This is a genomic window from Citrobacter sp. LJND-P06, assembly GCF_058188415.1.
Map to the genome: position 1 here is coordinate 2,291,662 of NZ_CP187317.1, position 23,483 is coordinate 2,315,144.

General features: G+C 53.8%; 20 protein-coding genes. 11 read left to right on the forward strand and 9 right to left on the reverse strand.

The features are described 5' to 3' along the window. Positions 1-42 precede the first annotated feature (42 nt). Complete coding sequence (locus tag ACO7SM_RS10945; RefSeq protein WP_192612253.1) at positions 43-216, forward strand: GhoT/OrtT family toxin; 174 nt, start codon at positions 43-45, stop codon at positions 214-216. Positions 217-257: 41 nt separating this feature from the next. Here ACO7SM_RS10945 and ACO7SM_RS10950 read toward each other — a convergent pair whose 3' ends face one another. The 3 genes from ACO7SM_RS10950 to ACO7SM_RS10960 are packed head-to-tail and all read right to left on the reverse strand — an operon-like array spanning position 258 to position 6,686. Then, positions 258-2,408, reverse strand: coding sequence for a virulence factor SrfC family protein (locus ACO7SM_RS10950; protein WP_490470816.1), 2,151 nt, complete (start codon positions 2,406-2,408; stop codon positions 258-260). Then, on the reverse strand, positions 2,405-5,386 hold the full coding sequence (locus ACO7SM_RS10955) for a virulence factor SrfB (protein WP_490470817.1): 2,982 nt from the start codon (positions 5,384-5,386) through the stop codon (positions 2,405-2,407). Before ACO7SM_RS10955 ends, ACO7SM_RS10950 begins: the two co-directional genes overlap by 4 nt. A gap of 4 nt (positions 5,387-5,390) precedes the next feature. Then, on the reverse strand, positions 5,391-6,686 hold the full coding sequence (locus ACO7SM_RS10960) for an SrfA family protein (RefSeq protein ID WP_490470818.1): 1,296 nt from the start codon (positions 6,684-6,686) through the stop codon (positions 5,391-5,393). A gap of 282 nt (positions 6,687-6,968) precedes the next feature. Here ACO7SM_RS10960 and ACO7SM_RS10965 point away from each other — a divergent pair, with 282 nt between their 5' ends. Next, positions 6,969-8,567 carry an ABC transporter substrate-binding protein gene (locus tag ACO7SM_RS10965; RefSeq protein ID WP_490470819.1) on the forward strand — a complete coding sequence of 533 codons (1,599 nt, stop codon included), beginning with the start codon at positions 6,969-6,971 and terminating at the stop codon, positions 8,565-8,567. A gap of 17 nt (positions 8,568-8,584) precedes the next feature. Then, positions 8,585-8,818, forward strand: coding sequence for a YdcY family protein (locus ACO7SM_RS10970; protein ID WP_490470820.1), 234 nt, complete (start codon positions 8,585-8,587; stop codon positions 8,816-8,818). A 5-nt stretch (positions 8,819-8,823) separates the two neighbouring features. Here ACO7SM_RS10970 and ACO7SM_RS10975 read toward each other — a convergent pair whose 3' ends face one another. Then, positions 8,824-9,273: a DMT family transporter gene (locus tag ACO7SM_RS10975; RefSeq protein WP_490470821.1), complete on the reverse strand. Its 450-nt coding sequence runs from the start codon at positions 9,271-9,273 to the stop codon at positions 8,824-8,826. Next, positions 9,270-9,788: a GNAT family N-acetyltransferase gene (locus ACO7SM_RS10980; RefSeq protein ID WP_490470822.1), complete on the reverse strand. Its 519-nt coding sequence runs from the start codon at positions 9,786-9,788 to the stop codon at positions 9,270-9,272. Before ACO7SM_RS10980 ends, ACO7SM_RS10975 begins: the two co-directional genes overlap by 4 nt. Before the next feature lie 37 nt (positions 9,789-9,825). On the opposite strand from ACO7SM_RS10980, the gene ACO7SM_RS10985 reads away from it, so the two are divergent. From ACO7SM_RS10985 to ACO7SM_RS11005, 5 genes are all read left to right on the forward strand, one after another. Then, positions 9,826-10,401: a helix-turn-helix domain-containing protein gene (locus ACO7SM_RS10985; RefSeq protein ID WP_490470823.1), complete on the forward strand. Its 576-nt coding sequence runs from the start codon at positions 9,826-9,828 to the stop codon at positions 10,399-10,401. A gap of 423 nt (positions 10,402-10,824) precedes the next feature. Then, on the forward strand, positions 10,825-14,154 hold the full coding sequence (locus ACO7SM_RS10990; protein WP_490470824.1) for an autotransporter outer membrane beta-barrel domain-containing protein: 3,330 nt from the start codon (positions 10,825-10,827) through the stop codon (positions 14,152-14,154). Positions 14,155-14,541: 387 nt separating this feature from the next. Continuing rightward, a complete protein-coding gene (locus ACO7SM_RS10995; protein ID WP_490470825.1) occupies positions 14,542-15,207 on the forward strand; it encodes a GntR family transcriptional regulator in 666 nt (221 codons plus the stop codon). 251 nt (positions 15,208-15,458) lie between these two features. Beyond that, positions 15,459-16,520 carry a 7-bladed beta-propeller protein YncE gene (yncE, locus tag ACO7SM_RS11000; protein ID WP_490470826.1) on the forward strand — a complete coding sequence of 354 codons (1,062 nt, stop codon included), beginning with the start codon at positions 15,459-15,461 and terminating at the stop codon, positions 16,518-16,520. Between the two features lie 140 nt (positions 16,521-16,660). Then, positions 16,661-16,882, forward strand: a complete 222-nt coding sequence (locus tag ACO7SM_RS11005; protein ID WP_490470827.1) for a YgdI/YgdR family lipoprotein — start codon at positions 16,661-16,663, stop codon at positions 16,880-16,882. Positions 16,883-16,960: 78 nt separating this feature from the next. On the opposite strand, the gene ansP is transcribed toward ACO7SM_RS11005, so the two are convergent. After that, the gene (gene ansP, locus ACO7SM_RS11010; protein WP_490470828.1) at positions 16,961-18,451 is read right to left on the reverse strand and encodes an L-asparagine permease; all 1,491 of its coding nucleotides are present in this window, start codon (positions 18,449-18,451) and stop codon (positions 16,961-16,963) included. A 328-nt stretch (positions 18,452-18,779) separates the two neighbouring features. Here ansP and ACO7SM_RS11015 point away from each other — a divergent pair, with 328 nt between their 5' ends. Next, the gene (locus tag ACO7SM_RS11015) at positions 18,780-19,397 is read left to right on the forward strand and encodes a glutathione S-transferase family protein (protein ID WP_490470829.1); all 618 of its coding nucleotides are present in this window, start codon (positions 18,780-18,782) and stop codon (positions 19,395-19,397) included. A 57-nt stretch (positions 19,398-19,454) separates the two neighbouring features. Next, complete coding sequence (pptA, locus tag ACO7SM_RS11020) at positions 19,455-19,682, forward strand: tautomerase PptA (protein ID WP_490470830.1); 228 nt, start codon at positions 19,455-19,457, stop codon at positions 19,680-19,682. A 4-nt stretch (positions 19,683-19,686) separates the two neighbouring features. On the opposite strand, the gene ACO7SM_RS11025 is transcribed toward pptA, so the two are convergent. Together ACO7SM_RS11025 and ACO7SM_RS11030 are read right to left on the reverse strand one after the other, a co-directional pair. Then, on the reverse strand, positions 19,687-20,736 hold the full coding sequence (locus ACO7SM_RS11025) for a GGDEF domain-containing protein (protein ID WP_490470925.1): 1,050 nt from the start codon (positions 20,734-20,736) through the stop codon (positions 19,687-19,689). 161 nt (positions 20,737-20,897) lie between these two features. After that, positions 20,898-21,467 (reverse strand): flavin reductase family protein, encoded by a 570-nt coding sequence (locus ACO7SM_RS11030; RefSeq protein WP_490470831.1) that lies wholly within the window; start codon positions 21,465-21,467, stop codon positions 20,898-20,900. 159 nt (positions 21,468-21,626) lie between these two features. Here ACO7SM_RS11030 and nhoA point away from each other — a divergent pair, with 159 nt between their 5' ends. Beyond that, positions 21,627-22,472 carry an N-hydroxyarylamine O-acetyltransferase gene (gene nhoA / locus ACO7SM_RS11035; RefSeq protein ID WP_490470832.1) on the forward strand — a complete coding sequence of 282 codons (846 nt, stop codon included), beginning with the start codon at positions 21,627-21,629 and terminating at the stop codon, positions 22,470-22,472. Positions 22,473-22,518: 46 nt separating this feature from the next. Here the strand turns inward: nhoA and ACO7SM_RS11040 are convergent, their stop codons facing one another. Continuing rightward, entirely contained in the window at positions 22,519-23,412 is an 894-nt protein-coding gene (locus tag ACO7SM_RS11040; RefSeq protein ID WP_490470833.1) for a PhzF family isomerase, read from the reverse strand. Positions 23,413-23,483: the final 71 nt, after the last annotated feature.

Consider the following 23,483-nt stretch of genomic DNA (forward strand, 5'->3'; position numbering starts at 1 on the left):
GCATATTGTGCGCGTTTTTAAATTCTGGCCTGGATGCCTGACATGTCTGTCTACCAAAAGATGTTAATTTTTTACGCCGTCATGGCGTCAATCTCCTGTTTGACCACCTGGTTTCTCTCTCACGATAAAAAACGGATCCGCTTGCTGAGCGCCGTTCTTGTCGGCGCCACCTGGCCAATGAGTTTTCCTGTCGCCTTGCTGTTTTCACTGTTCTGATGCCAAACGGCACTGCCAGATAAGAGGCCTGAGCCTCGTTATCAGGCCTGCGGCAAGAGTTCGCACAACCGCTTTTTGTCTGCATCGGTGATATCCAGCGGATGCCGGTATCCTTTGTTTTCATTGGCGCGAGTGTAGAGCGCAACCAGCCAGTCATAGACATAGCGACTGGCGGCGTGCACGGGTTGTTCGTCCAGTTGTGTTAAGCGGGACATCGGCGGTTGTACTGTCGCGCTAAAAATAGCGGCACCTTTGCGGATTCGGCTGACTGGACGCGCAGCTTCTGCAACCTGTGCATAACCGAGCCAGGCGACAAAGTTGCCGATTCCGGCGTGCAACTGTGCGCCACACACCTCTTCACGCTGCATCATCTGCTGTAAATGCTGTGGCAGATTGAGCCGATAGCTCGCAGTGACCAGAATATCCACGGTGTGTCGCAGCGTTTGTGGCGCCAGACCTAATCGACGCGCATTCTCCTCATTACGACACCACTGACGCACATGGTTAACCCACATTCGATGCGCCAGGTCGCCGGTTTCTTTGTTTTCCACCGCACGGGGCGCATCGCGCATGTCGGCGAACAGGTCGATCTCTTCACTGAATAGCCCGTTAACCTGCTCTTCACGCGGCTGTTGAGTCTGCAACAATGACTCAAAACGATGAATCGGTGGCAGCAGCCCGTCGAGCAGTTCGCCATGACGGGCTGCCTGCGCCTGCAACTGACGAATGACGCTCTCGGTGGTTATCAGCTCGCCCGTATCCGGGAGCAGAAGGTCACGGAGCTGTTGGTGATGCTGCCCGGTCAGCGAGGCCAGCCGCGCCTGACGCTGAACTGGCGATGTTGCCTGTGAGAGCCACTCCACCAGACGTTGTAAGCTGTGTTTATCCAGAGCCTGTAGCGTTCCCCAGTGCAAACCGGGTTTGCCCATTAACTGCTGAACGGCTTCATCCAGATTTTGTTGCGTCGCAAAGCGGGCGTCCTGCGGCGTAATCGCCCACACCACACCTGGCATAGCGGCGTCGTGCAACGGTTGGGTGTCATACACCCAGCCGGATAGCTTACGGGCGACGGCCGGGGTTTGTGAACGGGAGGAAAGGGCGTTACAGATAACCAGAACGTCGGGTTGCAAATGCTGGCGATAACTTTCCAGCATCCAGTCCAGTTTCGCCCGCCACAACGGGGAAATCGCGGCCTCAGGCGACAGGGGAATATCTAACAAATCAACGTTATCCAGCACCGTCTCTTCAACGGTCAGAACCACTTCACGGGTCAACAGCGCCAGGGCGTCCTGCGACAGGCTGATCGCATTCTGTCGTTGCCCCTCCACCACCGGATGAACCACCACATCGCTGTGTGTCTCACCGTTGTTCTGCATCCCCAGAGTGAGAAAGTTTTCCGCCGGTAAACCAAAATTGTCGACCAGTAAACTCAGCGGTGCCGCCAGTTCTTTAGCATGACCGGTTTGCTGCAACGTATGCGCCAGATCCAGCCATTGGCGGGTCAGTTCCGGTTGCTCTCCCCACAATAACGCCCACGCGTTTGCCCGGGTGGTGAGATCGACCGCGGGCAGGAGGGTGGCAAACTGGTGCCAGAGCGCATCATCAATCTGCTGCTGCCCTGCGGGCACGCACGTTCGCCAGAAATGGGCAATGGCCGCGACGTCTTCAGGCGTGACACCCGGAACAGACTGACGCTGGCGCAGTGCCTGCCACTTTTCTAATCGTGATTCGATGATCGATCTTTCAACCGGTCGATGGGCGGGCTGCGCGCAGGCCTGGGCGATAAAAATCTGCACCAGATCCGCTTCGCTAATAAGCCGCAAATGCAGCGGCCAGTCGCTGTCAGTTGCGACGTTATCACGGGTAAAACGCAGTGCCATGTTCGTTGGCGCATGTCCCGGATTAATATGCGAAAAATAGTCAAAGTTGCGTTCCGGCGTCACAACATTCAGTTGACCGTTGCCACCGCTGCAGAGCGCGCTGAGCAGGTGCGCTTTCGCGGATTGTGAATGTCCATACAGCCCCACGCTGCCTCTGCTGGTTTGCGCCTGGTGAAGGGCCGATTCTTTCATGCCTGCTCGGGTGAGTCGCGCCAGCAGCGCATCGGCTTCATCATCAAGGCGTGGTGTCTGCTGACGAGTGTGATTAACCCAGTCAATGATGGCCTGTGTGGTGTTTAACGGCTTACTCATTTCAGGTACACACTCCCGCTGTCGATCCAGTAGTGGCTGCCGCTGTGTCGGCGGTCAGCCAGCGTATTTAATTTGAGGGTCAGGGCATTGGCGGCGACGGGCGTGCCATCCTGTAGCCAGGCATCGTTCAGTACAAAGGATTCCGGGCCACTTTCTTTGCTGGTGCCGCGCAGTTGTAGCCGCACGTTTAAGACGCCGTCTCCGGCAATGGTTTTCGCCAGCTCAGCGGAATTGATGCTCAGGGTATACAACGGCGTTGCAGGCCAGCGACTGTTCGCCAGTTGGCGAAAACCGAGAGTGACGTTACCGCGTAAAGGAAAATGCAGGCGAGTGTCCAGCGTCATGCCGGGTTTGTCGAGATCAACGTTGTGATACCAGACATTCTCATCGCGCAGCGTATTCACCGTGTTATCCAGCACCCCGAGATAGCGCACCGTAGAGTAGGCGCCAATATCCGCCGCTTTGAAGTTAAAGCGCGGCAGACGTAAGTCCAGCGCCAGACTGCACAGCATTGCGCCGACGGCTGCGGTCGATTTCGGATTGCCAATACGCCCCTGTTGGCTGAACGGATACCATTCGTGCACGCGGTAGTTATCCATCCAGACAATTCGGTTGACCGGAACCGGCTGCAGATGGCGGATCAGCGCCTGTACGCCCGGCAGGCAGGCAGGTCGTCCGGTGACCAGCAACACGTCGCAGCAATAGTGAGAAATGGCTTCACAGACAGCATGAAGCGGGGAGGTCAGCGTGAACTGACCCGCCAGCAGCGCTTCCTGTAGCGTACTGAACTGCACCTGTAGCGGTACATTCAGCAGATCAAATGCCGGAGCGCCAGGCGGCAACGCATGATCGAACGCCTGCTGGATATAGTTCATCACGTTGCGCGTGGGGCGATGCGTCAGCAGTTCGCCAAACGAGGCATGTAATCCCGCCAGCGGATCGTTAATATCGCTCTGTTCCCAGGCGCTAAGCACCGCATGACCCAGCGGCATAAACAGTTGTAATGCGGTTTGTTGGCGCAAAATCGCTTGTGTATCTATCCGCCCCGAATCGCCAAACAAGGTCGCCAGCAGGGCGGCGGCATCGCTCACCCCGGCCTGTTGCAAACGGATTTGTAACGCAGGCAGGATGCAACGTTGAATGACATCCAGCAGCAGGTCGTCTCCGGCGACTTTAAACCCTTCACGAAATAATAAATGCGGCGTAATTTTGACGTTAGCGCCAACACCGTCATCAAGCTGATAGTGAACAACCGCCATATCGGTGGTGCCGCCGCCAATGTCGATAGAGGCAACGCGCAGCGCCCGACCTTTCACTTCACCGGGCTCTGGCAAGCGATCCGGGCGGGAGAGGGTATTAAAGAAGGATTCGGTACGTCCGGCGTAGTGTGAAATCGCTTCGTTGTACAGCCAGACAAGCTGCCCACAACTGGCTTCATCCCATTCCATCTGGATTGTGGGCACCGGAATTACGCTCTTTTCCTGCTGTTTGCGGGTGGCGAAATCCTCGTCCTGCGGATGCCAGCCCATGGCTTTCCACACCAGGGCGACAGCTTCGAACATGCGTTGGCGGAAAATCTCGCGCTCTTGTTTCGGCATCGCCGAGGGTAACGTCAAAATCAGCGAGCGAAGCTGGCGGGGAGAGGTTGGAAAGCCCAGCCGCAGACGGGTCGCGACGCTGTTAATTTGCCCCAGTGCCTGCGCCAGAATTTCACACAGCATATGGGTCATCAGCGTGCTGCGGCTGTATTGCGGGGAAAATACCGGCAATCGGTCATCCTGCGGTAGACTGAACAGCGGCTGTCCGTCGTCATTCATCAGGTTCATTAACGGAAACGCCGTGGCGAGCGGTTCGCGCTGGGTTTTACTGTTCATCTGGCTAAAGCGCCAGTCCTGCAACACCGGCGTTTCATCCCACAGATAGCGACGCGGGCTTGAGATCCCGCTGTTGCCTTCGGTGCCTAAACGCTGCATGGCCAGTTTTCGGGCTTCGTCTCCCACCCGCACAATAGACGGCCAGACAAAGGCATCGTCGCGGCCACTTTCGACGGAAAAATGCTGCTTGCCAAAGCGTGCTTCAGAGAACTCCAGGCGACTGGTGAAGAGAGGATCGTTGAGGAACTGCGGCTCGCTTAACGAACGCACCTGCAATTCTGCCGTCTGGCGCAGCCCGTCGTTGGCATCGCCATGATCTTCAATCAGGACGCCGCAGGTGTGCGTATTGCCGACATCCAGAATCAAATCGACCGGGATTGCGGGCGTGCTTAGCGTATGAGTAACCAGTTTTACTTCCGGCACCGCAAGTTGTTCACCCAGCAACGTCAGCAGATTCAGCCAGTGTGCCTGATACTCAAAGTTGCGCAGCGCCAGTTGAACGTCCTGATCTGAGTGATCTTCTTTGTGGGTAAGATGTTGGAAAAAGGCTTCCCGCAGCCAGCCGTCAACCCAGGTCTGATCAAGAAAATCGGCCACTTCGTCATCGCGCCAGGCGAGCGCAAAGCGGGTGCCGTTGAGCAGGTCGTTTTCGTTTGGCGCAAGCGTTGCAGAGACGTTCTGTGCCAGTTGGCTGTCTAACGCCAGGGTAATGCGATGGGTGTTGCCAGCACCGTCGGGGTGCGCCAGTTTGCGTACCTGTACCCGCGCCCAGTTATCCGGGCCTTCCACGAAAGTGCGGGGAGGATTAAAGCGCAAAAACGGCAGCGGCAGCCAGACGCCGTCAAGCGCTTCCAGCGAATGATGCAGCGTATGGGTGCTTTCCGGCTTGACGACTTCGGGTTGCCCGCCGGTGCGTACCGGTAATGTATAACGACCGCTGCTGAGATCAAAATCCAGCCGCAGTAAAGGGCCGTTGGCGGTTTTTCGCACAAACCGTCCCAGGTGCGCGGACTCCTGCGGCGTCAGCCCAAAATCCAGAAACTGCACGCCGCTGTTGGCGATAAGCGTTACGCTTTGTTTGTAATCACACAGATTTACCAGCATAAAATCAGGCACCTATCTTTTTAAACGTCAACGGCAGCGCCGCGTGAGCATCGTAACGCGCCGTGCAAGACGCAACGTCATTAGCGCCCGCTTTACAGGTAATTTCCGGCATCGGGTAGCGTGATCCGTCAGTGCAACGCGCATTGCCGCGACTTTTGATCATCAGCTCGCCCGACTGATGCAGACCCGAGAACACCTCGGCACGACAGACGATACTGTCGCCATGCACCACGCGCGCAGTGCCTTTATTGTTTTGCAACTGATAGCGCAGAGAAGGCGCTTTGCCGGTAATGGGATCTTTCACATCAATCATCACGCGCCAGTTGCCGTTTAAAAACCGCGTCGTCCCGGCTTTCATCTGATTGGCATCCATCACCAGCGCATCTTTCGCGATGGCGGCAATCACCACGGGCTGATCCACTTTTTTCTCGACTTGAGGCGCTGGGGTAACGTCCGCCTGATGCAGCGGCAGCGGGGCGATTGTCTTCGGCAACGGTTTTATCTCTGATGCTGCCAACGTTACGGGGGCGGGGGTTTCAGTGACGACAGCCGATGATGTCCACAGCAATGGCGCAGCGATAACCACAATCACCGCCGCCGCGAGCGGCAAACACCACACCGGCAGACGACGGACGGGTTTCACCGACGGCGTTGGCGATTGCGGCTCACTGACAGGTAGCGCAGCACTCGAAATCGGCTCAGGCTCCGGGAGTGGCTCGATGACCGGCGCCAGCAAAGGTTCATCCGCCTGAGCGAAGGTTATCTCGGGTACGGGGTCGTCTTCTGGCTCTGGTGTCGCGCAAAGCGCAGGGGGCGCGTCAAACGTGCGCAGGCAATCCAGGACGTCATCACGGGTATTTTCGTTGAGATTCACGAAGCCCCAGAAGGTGATAACCGGCTTGCCGTTCACCACAAAAACATGATTTTCACCGGGGAACTGGAGGGCTTTTTCCAGCAACGATCCGAACAGTTGCAGGGACGTTTTACCGGATTGCAGGCTTTTTCGACTCAATGCCGCAGCCGTCTCTACCATGCCCGCCAGCACGCGCAGCGCCCGTAAACGCGACGCTTCACTGGCTGATTTCCACGCGATGGCCTCTCCCTCGAGTGGGGAATACCAGTCAACGCGCTCGCCGCTATCGTTAAGTTGCGGTATCGCCAGACATTCCGCCATGGCCTGCTGTTTTCGCAGGCGCAGCGTTTCACGAATTTGCAATGCTGAATCAAAAACGGCCTGACCGCCGCCGCCCACGGCCTGATAGTCATCCAGATTGCCGCTACGCAAGAGAGTTTTTGCCACGTTATTGTCCCTTAGACTTCTTCACGCATCTACTTTACGGGGAGCCGCGACATACAAACGGCGGAAGAGAGGCAAAAAGGGGCGAATTTTCCAGGCATAGAGGACACGGAAAAATCTTGACGTTAACAAAAAGACTTAAGGGAAATTCTTTCACGCCTGTTGCGGAATTTATCAGCGGAAAACGCCGGATTTGCATAACCTGAGAGTGATTCGTTATTTGTCAGTTTTTGTCAGCTATGCTCAGATGGTCATCCTACGACTAAAATGAGAAGGCCTATAACTATGTCTACAGGGAAAGCAGTGTTTGCACTGGCGCTCAGCGCAATGTTGCCCACAGGCGCCGCTTTAGCGGCAGCGACGGATACCCTCATCTATTGCTCGGAAGCGTCTCCCGAATCGTTTAACCCGCAAATCGCCAGTTCCGGCCCCTCGTTTGTGGCCAGTTCTCAGGTGCTGTACAACCGATTAATCAATTTTGATCCGCTAAAAAATACCCCGGTTCCGTCTCTGGCGACTGACTGGACTATCTCTGAAGACGGCAAAACCTATACCTTCACCCTGAGGCAGGGCGTTAAGTTCAACAGTAATAAATTCTTCAAGCCCACCCGTGATTTCAACGCAGACGACGTTATTTTCTCCGTCTTGCGCCAGAAAGACGCCAGCCATCCTTATCACAACGTTTCGCAGGGGAGCTATGAATACTTCAATGATGTCGGTCTGGATACATTGATAAAAGAGGTGAAGAAGCTCGATGATTACCACGTACAGTTTGTCTTAAGCGAGCCGAATGCGGCGTTTCTCGCCGACTGGGGGATGGATTTTGCGTCTATTCTCTCGGCGGAATATGCCGATGCCATGTTGAAAAAAGGCACGCCGGAAAACGTCGACAACTGGCCGATTGGCACCGGCCCTTACGTTTTACAACAGTACAAGCAGGATGCGCAGATTCGCTATCTGGCGAACCCTCACTATTGGGATGGTGATGTGCCGACGAAGCACCTGATTTTTTCGATTACACCGAACGTCCAGACGCGCCTGGCAAAACTGCAAACCAACGAGTGTCAGATTATTCCCGCCCCCGCGCCAGTGCAGTTTGAGGAGATTAAAAAGAATAAAGATCTGACGCTGCATACCGTTGATGCGCTGAACGTCGGGTATCTGGCGTTTAATACAGAGAAGAAACCGTTGGATAATGTTCTGGTTCGCCAGGCGCTGAATTACGCCACGGACAAGAACGCTATCATAAACGCGGTCTTTTTAGGTTCCGGCACGGTGGCAAAATCCCCCATTCCGCCGAAGATGATGGGCTTTAAAAAAGACCTTAACGACTACACTTACGATCCACAAAAGGCGAAAGAACTGCTGAAACAGGCCGGGCAGGAGAAGGGCTTTGAAGTGACGCTTTGGTCAATGCCGGTTCAACGTCCTTACAACCCCAACTCGCGGCGAATTGCTGAGATGATCCAGAGCGACTGGGCAAAAGTGGGCGTAACGGCAAAAATTGTCTCTTATGAGTGGGGCGAGTACCTTTCCGGGATGCGTAAAGGCGAACATGATACCGCGCTGTTTGGCTGGATGTCTGATAACGGTGACCCGGATAATTTTGCCGATGTCTTATTAGGATGTAATAGCATCAAAACCGGATCGAATGCCGCACGCTGGTGCGATAAGGGGTATGATGCGCTTGTGCAGAAGGCGAAGCTGGTCAGCGATCCGGCCAAACGCGCGGCGTTGTACGGTCAGGCGCAGGACATTTTTTATCAACAAGCGCCCTGGATAGCGCTGGCGAACGGAAAAACGTTCTACGCTACGCGAAGTAACGTGAGCGGTTACAGCGTGAGCCTGATGGGCAGCGATTTTTCAAAAGCGAAATTGAATTAAGACGTTAAGGAGAAAATATGTCGCATCTGGATGAGGTAAGTTTACGCGTCGATGCCGCCATTAACGAAGGCGTGATCACCCATATGAATGAACTGCTGGTGGTGTTAAGTGAAGATGGCGAGCTGAGCCGGGAAGAACGCTTTACCCAGCAGCAACGCTTGCGTAACGCCATTGCGCATCACGGACGCCAGCACAAAGAAGATATGGAAGCGCGCCGCGATCAGCTCACCAAAGGCGGCACGATCCTCTGAGCATCCTAAAACGTGCGCCTGGCAACGAGCCAGGCGCCAATCACCAGTAACACCGCCCCGCACACGGGGCCTGCCAGCGCCCGTAGCGGCACGCCGTGACTTCGCACAATATCCAGCACTAAACCGCCAATCAATTGGCTGGCAACCAGCACTGCAATGGTGGTCGCCGCGCCAACATATTGATAGCCACTGATACTGGCGAAAACAAAAAACGATCCCAGCAGTCCGGGGATCAGCGTCCACCAGCGCACGCTCGACATCAGCTCGCCAAATCCTGCCGCCCCCTGTTTGAACCCTAACAGGCTGACAAACAGAATAATGCCCACCAGCGAGTTGAGCAGCATCGCGATAAGGATGGTCGACGAGGTCTGGGTAATCCGCACCATCAGCGTGTTTTGTACAACCAGGCCAATGCCTGCGGCAATCAGGAAAGCAACGGTCAGCGTCTGGTTCATCTGCGTCCGTCCGGATCGAGACGATCGTCCAGTTGCAGTTGCATAAAAGTCAGATCCAGCCAACGACCAAATTTCGTGCCGACCTGCGGCATATGCGCTGTCGTTTTAAACCCCAGTGATTCATGCAGATGCAGCGAGGCGAGGTTTTGCGACTCAATCCCGGCAACCATCACATGTTTACCGCACGCCCGCGCCTCATCAATCAGTCTCTTGAGCAGTGCTCGCCCCAGCCCTTTACCCTGATGTTCCGGGTGAACGTAGACCGAGTGTTCAACGGTATGGCGAAAGCCCTCAAAGTTTCGCCAGTCGCCAAAAGAGGCATATCCGGTAACCGTGTCATTTTCTTCGCTGACCAGCACCGGATAGCCCAGGAACTGACGCGCCTCATACCAGGCGATGCGGTTGTCGACATCAACGGTTTGATCGTTCCAGATGGCGGCGGTGTGTAAAACGGCATGGTTGTAGATTTCTGCAATGGCGGCGCAGTCTTCTTTGCTGGCAAATCGAATGGGCATGTTGAACCTCAGGGGGTGTTCACTATAGTATTACGATATGAATACTATTGAAGACAATATAAATCAACGGATCAGTGTCAGAATTCGCATTGAACGCGAGTCACGGGGCTGGTCGTTGACGGAGCTTGCCGAACGGGCGGGTGTCTCACGGGCGATGATCCACAAGATTGAACGGGGGGAGAGTAGCCCAACGGCAACGCTGCTTGGCAGACTTTCGGGCGCGTTTGGCATTAGTATGTCGACGCTGATCGCCCGTGCCGAGATGCAGGAGGGCAAGCTGTTGCGCTTTGCCAATCAACCGGTCTGGCACGATCCGCAAACGCACTATCTGCGCCGCCATGTCTCCCCGCGCAGCGATCTGCCGATCGATTTGGTGCAGGTAGAACTTCCGCCCGGCAGCGACGTTCCGATGCCCGCGTCGTCCTACGCGCTGGCCCGACAGCTTATCTGGTTACAACAGGGTGAACTGGTGTTTGTTGAAGGGGATACCCGTCATGAAATGAAGGCAGGAGATTGTCTTGAACTCGGGCCGCCCAATGACTGCCGCTTTATTAATGAAACGTCATTCCACTGCGTTTATCTGGTGGTACGTTTAAATCCCACCGGCAATTAAGCCACAAGCACTGTGGATATAAACTGCTCTCCCGGAGCAGTTTTCTTTTTTTATTATTAAGTCCAACGCGGTGCAATCTCATACTCTTCTGTGAAGTTTGAAATGAAATACATCTTTAAAAGATCAGCGCATATATAACGTGATGTATTTGTCAATGATAAATACTTTAAAAAAGCTGAATTAAACTCTTTTTATATATTACCTTAAATAAATATCAATTGCCAGCAATGGCAATATTTATACTGAATGCGAGCATTATTTATGCGGTCAATGTCACAAATTTGAAATAATATGTAACCCTATGTTAAATTTTGATTTTGGCAGAACTGATGGAATTCACAGCCAAAAAAATAATGAAACATGGAGAATGATATATTGAGTTACAACGGCAAGAATATTTATAAAATAACCCCTTTGGATGGTATGGGTTTAATTGTTTTAGCATCAATTTGCACAACTGCGCATGCCAACGCACTTTCTATTAATGGCTCAAAAACGGCTGTAGAGCTTCCTGACTCGCCACCGGCATTATATGTCGGCGACGGCGGCACGGGTTCGCTGCTTATTTCTCGCGGTGACACAGTGGTGGCTGGGCAAAATCCCGCTGTAGAAAGCGGATCCGTCATGGGGTTTAGCCGAAATGATAACGGCACTCTCACTGTGGATGGCGGAACATGGTTCGATAGCGTCACCACGGGCAATATTCCTGCAAGCGAAGGAACCACAGCGGTCGGTGGTGGAGGCAACGGTGCGCTGGAGATTAAAAACGGCGGCAAGGCCTACACCCGGTTTATCAATATCGGCCAAAACAACAATAGTACCGGTGTTGTTACCGTCGATGGCGCGGACTCAGAATTATTTGCTACAGCGGAGAGCCGCTCCGGAATTACGGTGGGGAACAACGGCAGCGGTACGCTGAATATTACCCACGGCGGTAACGTCACCAGCAACTCGGTTTCTTATGTTGGTGATAGCGCGGGAACACAGGGTGCGGTTAACGTCAGCGGTAAAGACTCCCGTTTTACCATTACCAACGGTGAATTAAATGTTGGGCGCCACGGCGACGGTATATTAAGCGTCACCGACGGCGGCACCATCAATTCAATGGGTGGCGGGATTGCCACTGAATCGGGCGCGACGGGGACGGCAACCATTAAGGGCGCGGGCTCAACATGGAATCTCGGGGAAAAACACATCCTGAGTATTGGTTTTAAACCAAGGTCAGGCGAGGCGTCCAGCACCGGCGCGTTGGTGCTGGAAGATAACGGCACGATGGTGGCTGAAGGTGGCGTCAATATTAATAATGACACCAGCATGCTGGTGATTGGCGCGAAGCCAGACTCAGCAGCGGCGACACCCGGTACATTAGAGGCACCTGCCGTCAGACTGCATGCTGCCGGTAGCCAGTTAGTCTTTAATCACACCGATACCTCCGGAAATTACCTGTTTTCATCTGACGTTTCAGGGCTGGGCTCCCTGAGCAATACCAGCGGAACGACCGTGTTGACGGGCAAAAATACCTATGAGGGCGGTACCACCATCAGCGGTGGGACGCTGCAATTGGGCAATGGCGCAAGCGCAGGCTCGATTAGGGGTAACGTGCTTAACAACAGCGAATTTGTTATCAACAACCCTGACGAAACATCCCTCTCTGGCGTCATCTCTGGTACGGGTTCACTGACCCAGCAGGGTGCAGGGGAAACGGTACTCAGTGCCGTGAATACTTACACCGGCAAAACTACCCTCAGTAGCGGTACGCTGCGCACGGACGTGGTTGACAGCATTGCCAGCAGCAATGAAGTGACTGTCAACGGCGGCGTGTTTGACCTGAACGCGAATAACCAGCGGGTTAACCGACTGGGCGGCATCGGCGGAGAAGTGCGTCTGAACGGGGCGACGCTGACGGCGAACAACGCCACGGCCTCAGACAATACGACCTTTGCCGGAGACATCGTTGACGGCACAACGGCAGGCAGTCTGACCAAAACCGGTGAGGGCTCGCTCACGCTTTCAGGCAATACGCTGTGGAGTGGCGACACCCGTATTAACGGCGGAGAACTGGTGCTGGACGGCAGCAATGACGGGGCACATCTGGTGAGCAATATCATCGGCCAGGACAATACCGCGTTATCACTGCGTAACCACGCGATATTGACAGGCTGGATTGACCCGACGAACGTCAACATCGACAAAGAGAGTCGCTGGAACATGACGGCGGATTCACGGGTTGATGATATTCATCTCGCGGGAACCGTGAACATTGTGGCGCCATCCTCGCTGCCGATGAGCACAGGACGTACCCTGACCGCCAATAACTGGAATGGTCAGGGCGGTACGGTCGTGCTGAACACCGTGCTGGGCAATGATGCCTCCGTGACGGACAACATTGTGGTCAATGGCAATACTCGCGGCAACACCTTCGTGAAAGTGAATAATGCCGGGGGCAATGGTGACTGGACCCTTAACGGGATCCGTGTTGTCGAAGTGAAAGGCGAGTCTGACGGGAGCTTCACCAAATCCGGGCGTATTGTGGCCGGGGCTTACGACTACAGTCTGGAGAAAAAAGGCGCTGACTGGTTCCTGACTAATCAGTATGTTAAACCTGAGATACCGCCGAAAAAGCCGGATACGCCTGACGAGCCGGATACATCAGAAAAACCGGACACATCAGAAAAGCCAACAACACCGGATTCTTCTCATGAACAGAAAAATCCGGGTACGCCAGATAAGCCTGTCACGCCAAAAACACCGGATGTTCCGGGTAAGCCGGTTGTTCGTCCTGAATCAGCCAGCTATAGCGCTAACCTGATGGCGGCCAATACGATGTTCATCACTCGTCTGCACGATCGTCTGGGAGAGCCTCAGTATACCGACGCGCTGACCGGCGAGAAGAAAGTCACCAGCATGTGGCTGCGTCAGGTCGGCGGGCATAACCGCTCTAAAGACAGCAGCGGGCAAATCAGTACTCAGAGCAACCGTTACGTGGTGCAACTGGGCGGAGATATTGCGCAATGGCGTTCGGATGAGCTGCAACGCTGGCATCTTGGCGTGATGGCCGGTTACGGTCGTAACAGCAGCAACAGCCGTTCGACTGTCACGGGTTATCGCTCAGAAGGCACCGTCAGCGGTTACAGCGCCGGGCTTTACGCTACCTGGTATCAGAACGACGAAACCAGACAAGGCATGTACCTGGACAGTTGGGCGCAGTACGGCTGGTTTGATAATGACGTCAAAGGGCAGGATATTCACAATGAGTCCTACAAATCGCGCGGTCTTACCGCGTCGCTTGAAGCGGGTTACACGCATAAACTGGGCGAGTTTACCGGCAGTCAGGGCTCACTGAATGAATGGTATATCCAGCCGCAGGCGCAGGTCATCTGGATGGGCGTCACCGCAGACGATCACCGTGAAAGCAATGGCACCCGCGTTAGCGGTGAAGGGGAGAACAATGTGCAAACCCGTCTGGGTATGCGTACCTTCCTGAAAGGCCATAGCAAAATCGATGACGGAAAAAACCGGATCTTCCAGCCGTTTGTGGAAGCCAACTGGATCCACAACAGCGAGAAGTTTGGCGTCCGGATGGATGGCATGCGCGTCAGTCAGGACGGCTCGCAGGATCTTGGCGAACTGAAAACCGGCGTAGAGGGCCAGTTGAATCCGCATCTGAACCTGTGGGGCAATATCGGCGTTCAGGTAGGTGATAAAGGCTACAGTGATAGCTCAGCGATGATCGGCGTGAAATACAGTTTCTGACGGGTGTTTTAAAATCTTTTAAATCAATCGGTTAATCTGTTTTTAAGCCGCCATAAACCGGGATCATTTTTTGATCCCGGTTTTTTTTGCACTTTTGTATTTACCCAACGATGGCAGAAAAATCGCCGCAAAACCGTAAAACAACGGTTTCGTGCAGTGTAAAGTAATAATGCCGCTATAAAAAATGGGCAAATTTTTCATTTGCGGCTTTAATTAAGGCACCGCAAATTGCGTCATCGAACGTTAATAAACTTAATATCACGCGGGTAAACTATCACTTTTGGTTTTTATTTTTCCTGACCAGGTTCACTTTTTTTAAATTAAATACCTTTCTTTATGTATGGGTTTAATTGAGGTGTCGCTCGATGAATAACGGAAGGATGTAAAATGCCCGGTTTGGAAAGAACATCACATATCAGCCTGACAACGCAAGTTGAGAACGGTTTGAAACACCAGTTGACGATAGGTGCATTAAAACCAGGTGCGAGACTGATAACGAAAAATATTGCCCACGATCTGGGAGTCAGCATTACGCCGGTTCGTGAAGCCTTACTGCGGTTAGTCTCCTCCAGCGCATTGACCGTTGCGCCGGCGCAGGCCTTTATGGTGCCCGACATTTCACTGGCGAGATGGGAAGAGATCAACCACGTGCGCACCGAACTTGAAGGAATGGCGGTCGCGGCGGCCGCAGAGGCGATGTCTGCCGAGCATCTGCAGACGCTCACCACGTTACTGGAGCAGTATCAACAGGCGTACGAAAGCGGCACGATACAAGAACGACTTCTGGCGAATCACGCGTTTCGATTTGAAATTTACCGTTATGCCAATATGCCGACGCTCTATCAAATGATTGAACAGTTGTGGGTTCGAATGGGCCCCAGCCTGCATTTTTTATATAGCAATGGTGCACCTGACAGTAATCAGAGCCGTGTGGAGCATTATCACAGGTTGCTCGATGCGCTGGCGCAAGGAGATAAAGATGAATCCCGTCAGTGCCTGAAAGAGATCATTGCTAAAAATGTGACTCTTATTAGAACGCAATATCTTAATTAATCTTGCCAAAATAGAGCGGGGAGAACCCCCGCTATTGATGTATTAATATTCAAAACGCCAATACTCTGTGACCTTCTGTGCTGTCGTGCCTTCGTGGAGAAATTAAGAAGATTGCGCGGCGGGTGAAAAGAATGCTCCACATATTGATAAATAATGATTACTATTCGCATTCATAAAAATGAGCGACACCATGATGTTGCTCATTGAAGCCGTGTGAAGCAGTTATCAGATATTTATCAAAGGGAGTCGTCATGCCGTTACGTCATCTGTTTTCGCCGCGCCTGCGGGGTTCATTATTGTTAGGTTCACTGCTTGTTGCGTCGTCATTTAGCACGCAGGCTGCACAAGAAATGCTGCGTAAAGCCGTAGGTAAGGGCGCATATGAAATGGCCTATAGCCAGCAGGAAAATGCGTTGTGGCTGGCCACGTCGCAGAGCCGTAAAATTGACAAAGGCGGCATCGTGTATCGCCTTGACCCTGTCACGCTGGAAGTCACTCAGGCGATTCACAGCGATCTCAAACCGTTTGGCGCAACCCTTAACAATGCAACCCAAACGCTGTGGTTTGGCAATACGGTCAACAGCGCGCTGACGGCCATTGACGCCAAAACGGGTGAGGTCAAAGGGCGCCTGGTGCTTGATCCCCGCCAGCGTTCAGAAGAGGTGCGTCCGTTGCAGCCTCGCCAACTGGTGGCGGATGACGCAACCAACACGGTTTACATCAGCGGCATCGGTAAAGAAAGCGTTGTCTGGGTGGTTGATGGTGAATCCATCAAACTGAAAACCACCATCCAGAATACCGGCAAGATGAGCACCGGTCTGGCCGTCGACAGTAAAGCCGGGCGTTTATATACCACCAACGCCGATGGCGAATTTATCACCATCGATACCGCCGATAATAAAATTCTGAGCCGCAAGAAATTGCTGGACGACGGTAAAGAGCACTTCTTTATTAACCTGAGCCTGGACACCGCAGGCCACCGCGCGTTTATTACCGACTCGAAAGCGGCGGAAGTCTTAGTGATTGATACGCGTGACGGCAAGGTTCTGGCAAAAGTGGCCGCGCCTGAATCGCTGGCGGTGCTGTTCAACCCTGCGCGTAACGAAGCCTACGTTACCCATCGTCAGGCGGGTAAAGTCAGCGTGATTGACGCGAAGCACTACAACGTGGTGAAGACGTTTGACACGCCGACGTTCCCGAACAGCCTCGCGCTTTCTGCCGATGGAAAAACCCTCTACGTGAGCGTTAAACAAAAATCGACTCGCGAGCAGGAAGCCACCCAGCCAGATGATGTGATTCGTATCGCGCTGTAATCTTCAACAGGAGAGGCAATTCCTCTCCTGTCTTCCCGCCCTTGAGCCGACATGCCTCGTTACACCCCGCAAGTAGCCTGGTCAACATCCGGGAACTACACTACCGGCACGTTTGGATGATTGAAAAATACAGGAATATGATGAAGAAGCCACTTATGTGCCTTTGCGCGGGCGTTATGATTTTCACTCTGGCGGGTTGCACCACCGATTACGTCATGACGACAAAACAGGGGAAAACCATTGTGATTCAGGGCAAGCCGAAGCTGGATAAAGAGACGGGAATGACCAGTTACACCGATCAGGACGGCAATAAGCGGGAAATTAACAGCAGTGACGTCGCTGAGCTTATCGAAGCGAATTAATGTTACTCAGCCGGAACATGCTGTCCGGCCTTTCGCCAATGCCCGGAAAACGTTACGTCACCGGGCATCCAACACAATTTATCGCTGATCCGCGACGACTTCTTTACGCGCAACATCCTCTGAAACGCCCGGCGCATGACGGTGAATTTCCGCAACGCGCTGACGTACGCCAAACCAACCGGCAACCAGCAAAATCGCAATTAACGGCAGGGAAGCGATGGTCCAGGTTCCGTTAGGATAGTCAAACGCCATCAGCACCAGCACGCTGAGCAGGAACAGCAGGGTGAGCCACGAGGTGAACGGCGCGCCCGGCATTTTGAAGCTGACGTCTGCCGCTTTGCCTTCTTTAATTGCCTTACGCAGACGCATCTGGCAGACCACGATGAATCCCCACGACGCAATAATGCCCAGCGATGCAAAGTTCAGCACGATCTCAAAGACCTGAGCAGGCACCAGATAATTGAGCAATACGCCGAAAATGTAGACGAACAGCGTTGCCAGAATTCCAGCATACGGCACCTGTTGACGGCTCATTTTCGCCATAAATTTAGGGGCCGAACCACCCATCGACATTGAGCGTAAAATACGTCCAGTGCAGTACAGACCTGAGTTAAGACTGGAGAGCGCCGCGGTCAATACCACGATATTCATAATGCTGCCGACATAAGGCACGCCCAGTTTTGAGAAAAAGGTCACGAACGGACTCTGGCCTGCCTGATAGGCGTTCCACGGCAGCAACAGTACCAGCAGAACCACCGAACCGACGTAGAACAGACCAATGCGCCAGATAACGCTGTTGATAGCTTTTGGCACCATGGTTTGCGGATCTTTGCATTCCCCGGCGGCGGTTCCCACCATTTCAACGGAGGCAAAGGCAAACACCACGCCTTGCACCAGCACCAGCGCTGGCAGAAGACCGTGCGGGAAGAATCCGCCATTATCGGTTATCAAATGGAACCCGGTAGTATTGCCATCCAGCGGTTGGCCTGAGCCTAAAAAGACGGTACCGACCACCAGAAAAACCACAATCGCCAGCACTTTTACCAGCGCGAACCAGAACTCCATCTCGGCAAACCACTTTACGCCTATCATGTTCATGGTGCCGACAATAGCCAGCGCGCCGAGGGCGAAAACCCACTGTGGAACATCACCGAATGCGCCCCAGTAATGCATGTACAGCGCCACGGCGGTGATATCGACGATCCCGGTCATCGCCCAGTTGATAAAATACATCCAGCCTGCGACATAGGCCGCTTTTTCACCCAAAAACTCACGGGCATAGGAGACAAAGCTCCCGCTGGTAGGGCGATGGAGCACCAGTTCGCCCAATGCACGAAGAATAAAAAACGAGAAAATACCGCACACCAGATACACCAGCGCCAGCGCAGGGCCTGCCATCTGTAAACGTGCGCCTGCACCTAAAAAGAGGCCGGTGCCAATCGCGCCGCCAATGGCGATCATTTGAACCTGACGGTTTCCCATCGCCTTGTGATACCCCTCCTCGTGGGTATTCAACCAGCGTCGTTTCGCAGCGTGTTGCTCAAGTGAGCTTGCGTTGTCTGTTTTCATTAAGTTACCTGTTAGCCTGTCTGTCCGAAGGAATGCAGCTAGCTACCGCTGACGACCCAAACGATTGCTTCGCTGCATGCCACTCATCTTTTCCCGTTATTCTGGGTGGGGATAAACATGAGTGGCGCAGCATCCTACCTGCTAATTTTTTTTGACGCAAAACCAATGCATAAGAATTCATGAAGTCAGAACAGGCAGGGGATGGCCTCGATTCAGCCAGTGGGTATTTTTGCGATAATGACCGCGGTTTTAGCCCGTATTCCCGGGCAGAAACCTGCAACGGGCCAGGCTGTTCTACACTTAGCGTTTTACGCACGCTGGAGGCGGTATGATGACTGTTTATGGTGTACCCGGTTGGGGATCGGCAATCAGCGAGGTCATGCTGACCCTGGCTGAAATCCCGTACAAATTTGTCGATGTCACCGGTTTTGATAACGAGGGACCGCAACGCGATTTATTGAAAACACGTAATCCGCTGTGTCAGGTGCCGACGCTGGTGCTGGAAAATGGCGTCATCATGACGGAAACGGCGGCCATCGCGCTGATGATCCTCGACCGTCGTCCCGATCTTGCTCCGTCTGTTCATCACCCGGAGCGGCAACAGTTTCAGCGTCTGCTTATCTGGCTGGTCGCGAATGTGTATCCCACTTTTACCTATGCCGATTATCCCGAACGCTGGACAACAGATGCACCTTTGCAACTGAAAACATCGTGCATGGAATACCGCAAGTCACTCTATCTCTGGCTAAACGATCGGCTCATTGCTGAACCGTACGCCTTTGGCGAACAGCTCACGTTGCTGGATTGCTATCTGGGGGTGATGCGCGGTTGGGGGCCAGGCCATGACTGGTTTCAGGAGCATACGCCGAACATTAGCGCGATTGCCGATGCGGTATGCCAGTTACCGCAACTGCGAACGGTGCTGAAAAGTAATGAAATTATTTAATCCGGTTGCAGACGGGTATGCTAGTTTTGGTAGCACATTCACAATAAGGAGCCTGCTATGCCGCACGTCGATATTAAATGTTTTCCCCGCGAACTGAATGACGATGAGAAAACCGCACTGGCCACAGACATTACCGCCGTGATCGTTCGTCACCTGCAAAGTAAAGAGAGTTCGGTGAGCGTGGCGCTAAACGAAATCCAACCCGCAGAGTGGAAAGCGGTCTGGGATGCGGAAATCGCGCCCCAGATGGATACACTGATCAAAAAACCGGGCTACAGTATGTAACCGGCTAGCGTGACCAACGATTCCGCCCGGCCTGTTTTGCCCGATACAGTGCGGCGTCGGCCTCTGCAATCGTCTGTTCAGCCGTTTTCCTCTTCGCTGAACAGGCGATACCCTGACTTACCGTGACGTTGTCACTTGCCGTTGACGCGGAGTGGGGGATTGCCGCCGTCTCCAGACCGGCTTTGATTCTGGCGGCAACCTGCTCAGCCTCTTGCAGCGACGCGCCAAACAGCACCACCGCGAACTCTTCGCCGCCGTAGCGCGCAACCACATCTTCTGGGCTGCGCACCGACTGCATCAACACTTCCGCCACCTGCGTCAGGCAGGCATCGCCTTTTGGGTGCCCGTAGGTATCGTTATAGCGTTTAAAGAAATCGACATCGAGCATCAGCAGAGTGAACGCGCTGTCATTGGCGGTGGCGCTGTGCAGCACATCTTCCAGCGCGCGTCGGTTTGCCGCGCCGGTCAGCGCGTCCCGGTGTGCGAGGGCGTCAAGGCGAGCAATGAGCACGTTGTTGTGTTGGTTTTGATACCAGGCTTCATCGAACCAGCGAAGCAGGATAACGCGCCCGCCAAGCATAATCAGCGTGAAGATAACCCAGATGACCGCAAAATGGGGATTTACGCCATGGTTAAGCACAACGCTTGCTACCGGCACCGTAAACCACAGCGGGGTCACGTAGGAGAGTAACGTTGGCGTGTGAAAATAGAGCGCCACGACGGCACTGAGCAGCAAAACGGAACACAGCGGATAGGCAACCGGTAATTGCCACTGGTCAATGAAAGAGTAAATGCACCAGCACCAGAACAGACTCAACAGCGCCAGCAAGCCCTGGTACAGCCACGATTTTCGTCGTGGCGAGAAAATCAGAACGACGCTTATCAGTACGATTCCCATCGCCGCGCTGTCGATGGACAGGAGGAGACTTTTCTCAGCCTGATACAGGGTATCCGCATCAGTAAACAGGGCGCGACGAAAAAGGATCATCAGCGCAAAGCTGATGTTCACAAAGGCGAACCACGGCAGGCTGATAGCCATCCCGCGTTCAACCATATCTTCACGTTTGGCCCACACGGTATAGGCAGATTTTCTGTTATTTGGCGTCATAAACTTCATACAGGTGTAAAGCGGGCGGAAATCCCGCCCCCGGGGAGTGTGGAGTATGCTGTAACAATAGTGAAGCAGAATTCACATTTATCCTTAACCTGAGGCGATCACTTCGCAGTGACCCGTTTCCCGCTGGTGATAAAGGTTCCGGCGCCTAAATGGTGCAGGGTATTGAGCTTATCGTCGTCAAATTGCCAGCGACCTTCCGTAAAAACGCGCTCGTCGGCAGAGGCCGAAACCACTTCGCCAAACAGCGTATCGTATTTCTCTTGCGCAGACGTCGCCGGTAATAGCCGACACTCCATCCAGGCCAGACATTTTTCTTCAATCAGCGGTAATCCGAGCACCGGGCCTTTGACCACCGGGATCCCGTAGCAGTTGAATTTGTCTTCCAGCCGCCCGGAAACGCTGCCTACCGCATAGGTCCAGTTGGTGGCGGCCACTCCCGGAACCACAATGCCAAACATGCCGCTGCGCTCAATCAGTTCGCGCGACCAGGCGCTTTTGTCGACCACAATCGCAACACGTGGCGGTTCAAACTCAACCGGCATAGACCACGCCGCCGCCATCACGTTACGTCGTTCGGTGTGGCTATCCCGACAGGTAATCAGAATCGTCGGGCCATGATTTAACAGTCGGCAAGCATGCGTTAACTCAACAGGGCGAAAACGGCTCATGGCATCTCCTTAGAAAGATGAAAAGCGTAACGGGAATAGTATTGATATTAACGGGATTAGCGATTTTGTCGCCCCGTTGTCGCTATTCACCGCACAAAATCGCCGGTGCAACAATAAAAATACGTTATAAATACAGGGTGCTATCAACAGGAATGCCCTATGACGCCTTTTTTAAACGCTTATTTTTCCCGCCTGGGTTGGTCAACCACGGCGCAGATCAACATCGATACCCTGCGGGCGCTGCATTTGCATCACAACAGCGCCATTGTGTTTGAAAACCTTGATGTGTTGTTACCCCGCGAGATACAGCTTGACGACCAGACGCTGGAAGAAAAACTGATCGTCGCCCGTCGTGGTGGGTACTGTTTCGAACAAAACGGCGTTTTTGAACGGGCACTACGTGAGATTGGATTTACCGTCCGCAGTTTACTGGGAAGAGTGGTGCTGGCGAATCCGGCGAGTATGCCGCCGCGCACGCATCGCCTGTTATTGGTTGAGTTAGAGGGCGAACAGTGGATAGCCGACGTGGGTTTCGGTGGGCAAACACTGACCGCGCCGATCCGGCTACAGGCCGACCTTGAACAACAGACACCTCACGGGGAATACCGTCTGGTGCAGGAGGACGACGCGTGGATTTTGCAGTTCCGTCATCATGACCACTGGCAATCCATGTACTGTTTCGATCTTGGCATACAGCATCAAAGCGATTATGTGATGGGCAACTTCTGGTCGGCGCACTGGCCACAGTCGCATTTCCGTCACCATCTGTTGATGTGTCGCCATCTGCCGGACGGCGGTAAGTTGACGTTGACCAACTTCCACTTTACCCACTACCAGGATGGGCACGCGATAGAGCAGATCAATTTACCCGATGTGGCCAGTTTGTATGCGCTGTTGCAGACGCGGTTTGGACTGGGCGTTGACGATGCGAAGCACGGTTTTAGCGAAGCGGAACTGGCGGCGGTGATGTCTGCCTTTGATACCCATCCGGAAGCGGGAAAATAATTGCGCCAGCCTCCGCCGAAGAGCCATGCCCTTCGGCGGAGAAACACTACAGGTCAATCGACCATTCGGCGTGAAATAAAATAACCGCCGTGCCGGAAATCGTCACTTTTTCCGGCTGATTATCGCGGATAGTAACGTTAACATCGACGACGCCATCGCGCCCCAGCGCACGTCCCTGATGCCCCAGAACACGCAGCGTTTTGCCATCGTGTGGCATCACATTGTGATGAACCAGCCATGCCCCCATTGGCCCATTGGCGTTGCCCGTCACCGGGTCTTCAACAATACCGATTGCCGGTGAGAACATGCGCCCATCGGTTTCATTTTTGCCAGGGCGGATCTGGAACGGAAAAAAGCCGTTGCAGCCAATCTGCTGGCTGATGGTCGTCAGTGCCGCAAGATTGGGGGAAAGGGCGTCGATATCGACGTCGGGTTTCAGCGGGATCATCACTTTCGAATGTCCCGTTGTCGCCACCTGAATCGGCAGGCCAGGAAGAATATCGTCTTCACCAAGGTGGAATGCGCGGATGATGGCGGCGCGCGTTTCACCCTCAAGCGGCGGCTCAAAGCCCGGCGTACCTTGTTCCAGCGTGATGCGATAGCCGTTGTCTTGCGCAAGGATATCGACCCGATGGCGCCCGGCAAGCGAACGTTGCCAGACGGTTCCATTCTCTAACCCAAGAACGGTGGCGCGAACATAATGCGCCGCAATGGTCGCATGGCCGCAAATCGGGACTTCAACCGTGGGCGTAAAGTAGCGAATACGCACATCGCAATCATCGCTTTTTAAGACGAATGCCGTTTCACTGTGACGCAGTTCGCGGGCGATAAGTTGCATTTGCGCCTCGCTGAGTCCGTCAGCATGTAACACGACGCCTGCTGAGTTACCGCGAAACGGTACGGAGGTGAAGGCATCAACATGATAAACCTGGGGTTTCATTCGGGTTCTCCTTAGGTCGGAGAACCATCATAACGCGCCAGCCGCCGGAGAGTGAAGGCTATCCGGCGGCA

Coding starts and splice junctions, on each gene's coding strand:
- ACO7SM_RS10945 (WP_192612253.1), top strand. CDS start 43: ATGTCTGTCTACCAAAAGATGTTAATTTTTTACGCCGTCATGGCGTCA.
- ACO7SM_RS10965 (WP_490470819.1), top strand. CDS start 6,969: ATGTCTACAGGGAAAGCAGTGTTTGCACTGGCGCTCAGCGCAATGTTG.
- yncE (WP_490470826.1), top strand. CDS start 15,459: ATGCCGTTACGTCATCTGTTTTCGCCGCGCCTGCGGGGTTCATTATTG.
- ACO7SM_RS10955 (WP_490470817.1), bottom strand. CDS start 5,386: ATGCTGGTAAATCTGTGTGATTACAAACAAAGCGTAACGCTTATCGCC.
- ACO7SM_RS11015 (WP_490470829.1), top strand. CDS start 18,780: ATGATGACTGTTTATGGTGTACCCGGTTGGGGATCGGCAATCAGCGAG.
- ACO7SM_RS11040 (WP_490470833.1), bottom strand. CDS start 23,412: ATGAAACCCCAGGTTTATCATGTTGATGCCTTCACCTCCGTACCGTTT.
- ACO7SM_RS11025 (WP_490470925.1), bottom strand. CDS start 20,736: ATGGTTGAACGCGGGATGGCTATCAGCCTGCCGTGGTTCGCCTTTGTG.
- ACO7SM_RS10975 (WP_490470821.1), bottom strand. CDS start 9,273: ATGAACCAGACGCTGACCGTTGCTTTCCTGATTGCCGCAGGCATTGGC.
- ansP (WP_490470828.1), bottom strand. CDS start 18,451: ATGAAAACAGACAACGCAAGCTCACTTGAGCAACACGCTGCGAAACGA.
- ACO7SM_RS10985 (WP_490470823.1), top strand. CDS start 9,826: ATGAATACTATTGAAGACAATATAAATCAACGGATCAGTGTCAGAATT.
- ACO7SM_RS11030 (WP_490470831.1), bottom strand. CDS start 21,467: ATGAGCCGTTTTCGCCCTGTTGAGTTAACGCATGCTTGCCGACTGTTA.
- pptA (WP_490470830.1), top strand. CDS start 19,455: ATGCCGCACGTCGATATTAAATGTTTTCCCCGCGAACTGAATGACGAT.
- ACO7SM_RS11005 (WP_490470827.1), top strand. CDS start 16,661: ATGAAGAAGCCACTTATGTGCCTTTGCGCGGGCGTTATGATTTTCACT.
- nhoA (WP_490470832.1), top strand. CDS start 21,627: ATGACGCCTTTTTTAAACGCTTATTTTTCCCGCCTGGGTTGGTCAACC.
- ACO7SM_RS10990 (WP_490470824.1), top strand. CDS start 10,825: ATGGGTTTAATTGTTTTAGCATCAATTTGCACAACTGCGCATGCCAAC.
- ACO7SM_RS10995 (WP_490470825.1), top strand. CDS start 14,542: ATGCCCGGTTTGGAAAGAACATCACATATCAGCCTGACAACGCAAGTT.
- ACO7SM_RS10980 (WP_490470822.1), bottom strand. CDS start 9,788: ATGCCCATTCGATTTGCCAGCAAAGAAGACTGCGCCGCCATTGCAGAA.
- ACO7SM_RS10950 (WP_490470816.1), bottom strand. CDS start 2,408: ATGAGTAAGCCGTTAAACACCACACAGGCCATCATTGACTGGGTTAAT.
- ACO7SM_RS10970 (WP_490470820.1), top strand. CDS start 8,585: ATGTCGCATCTGGATGAGGTAAGTTTACGCGTCGATGCCGCCATTAAC.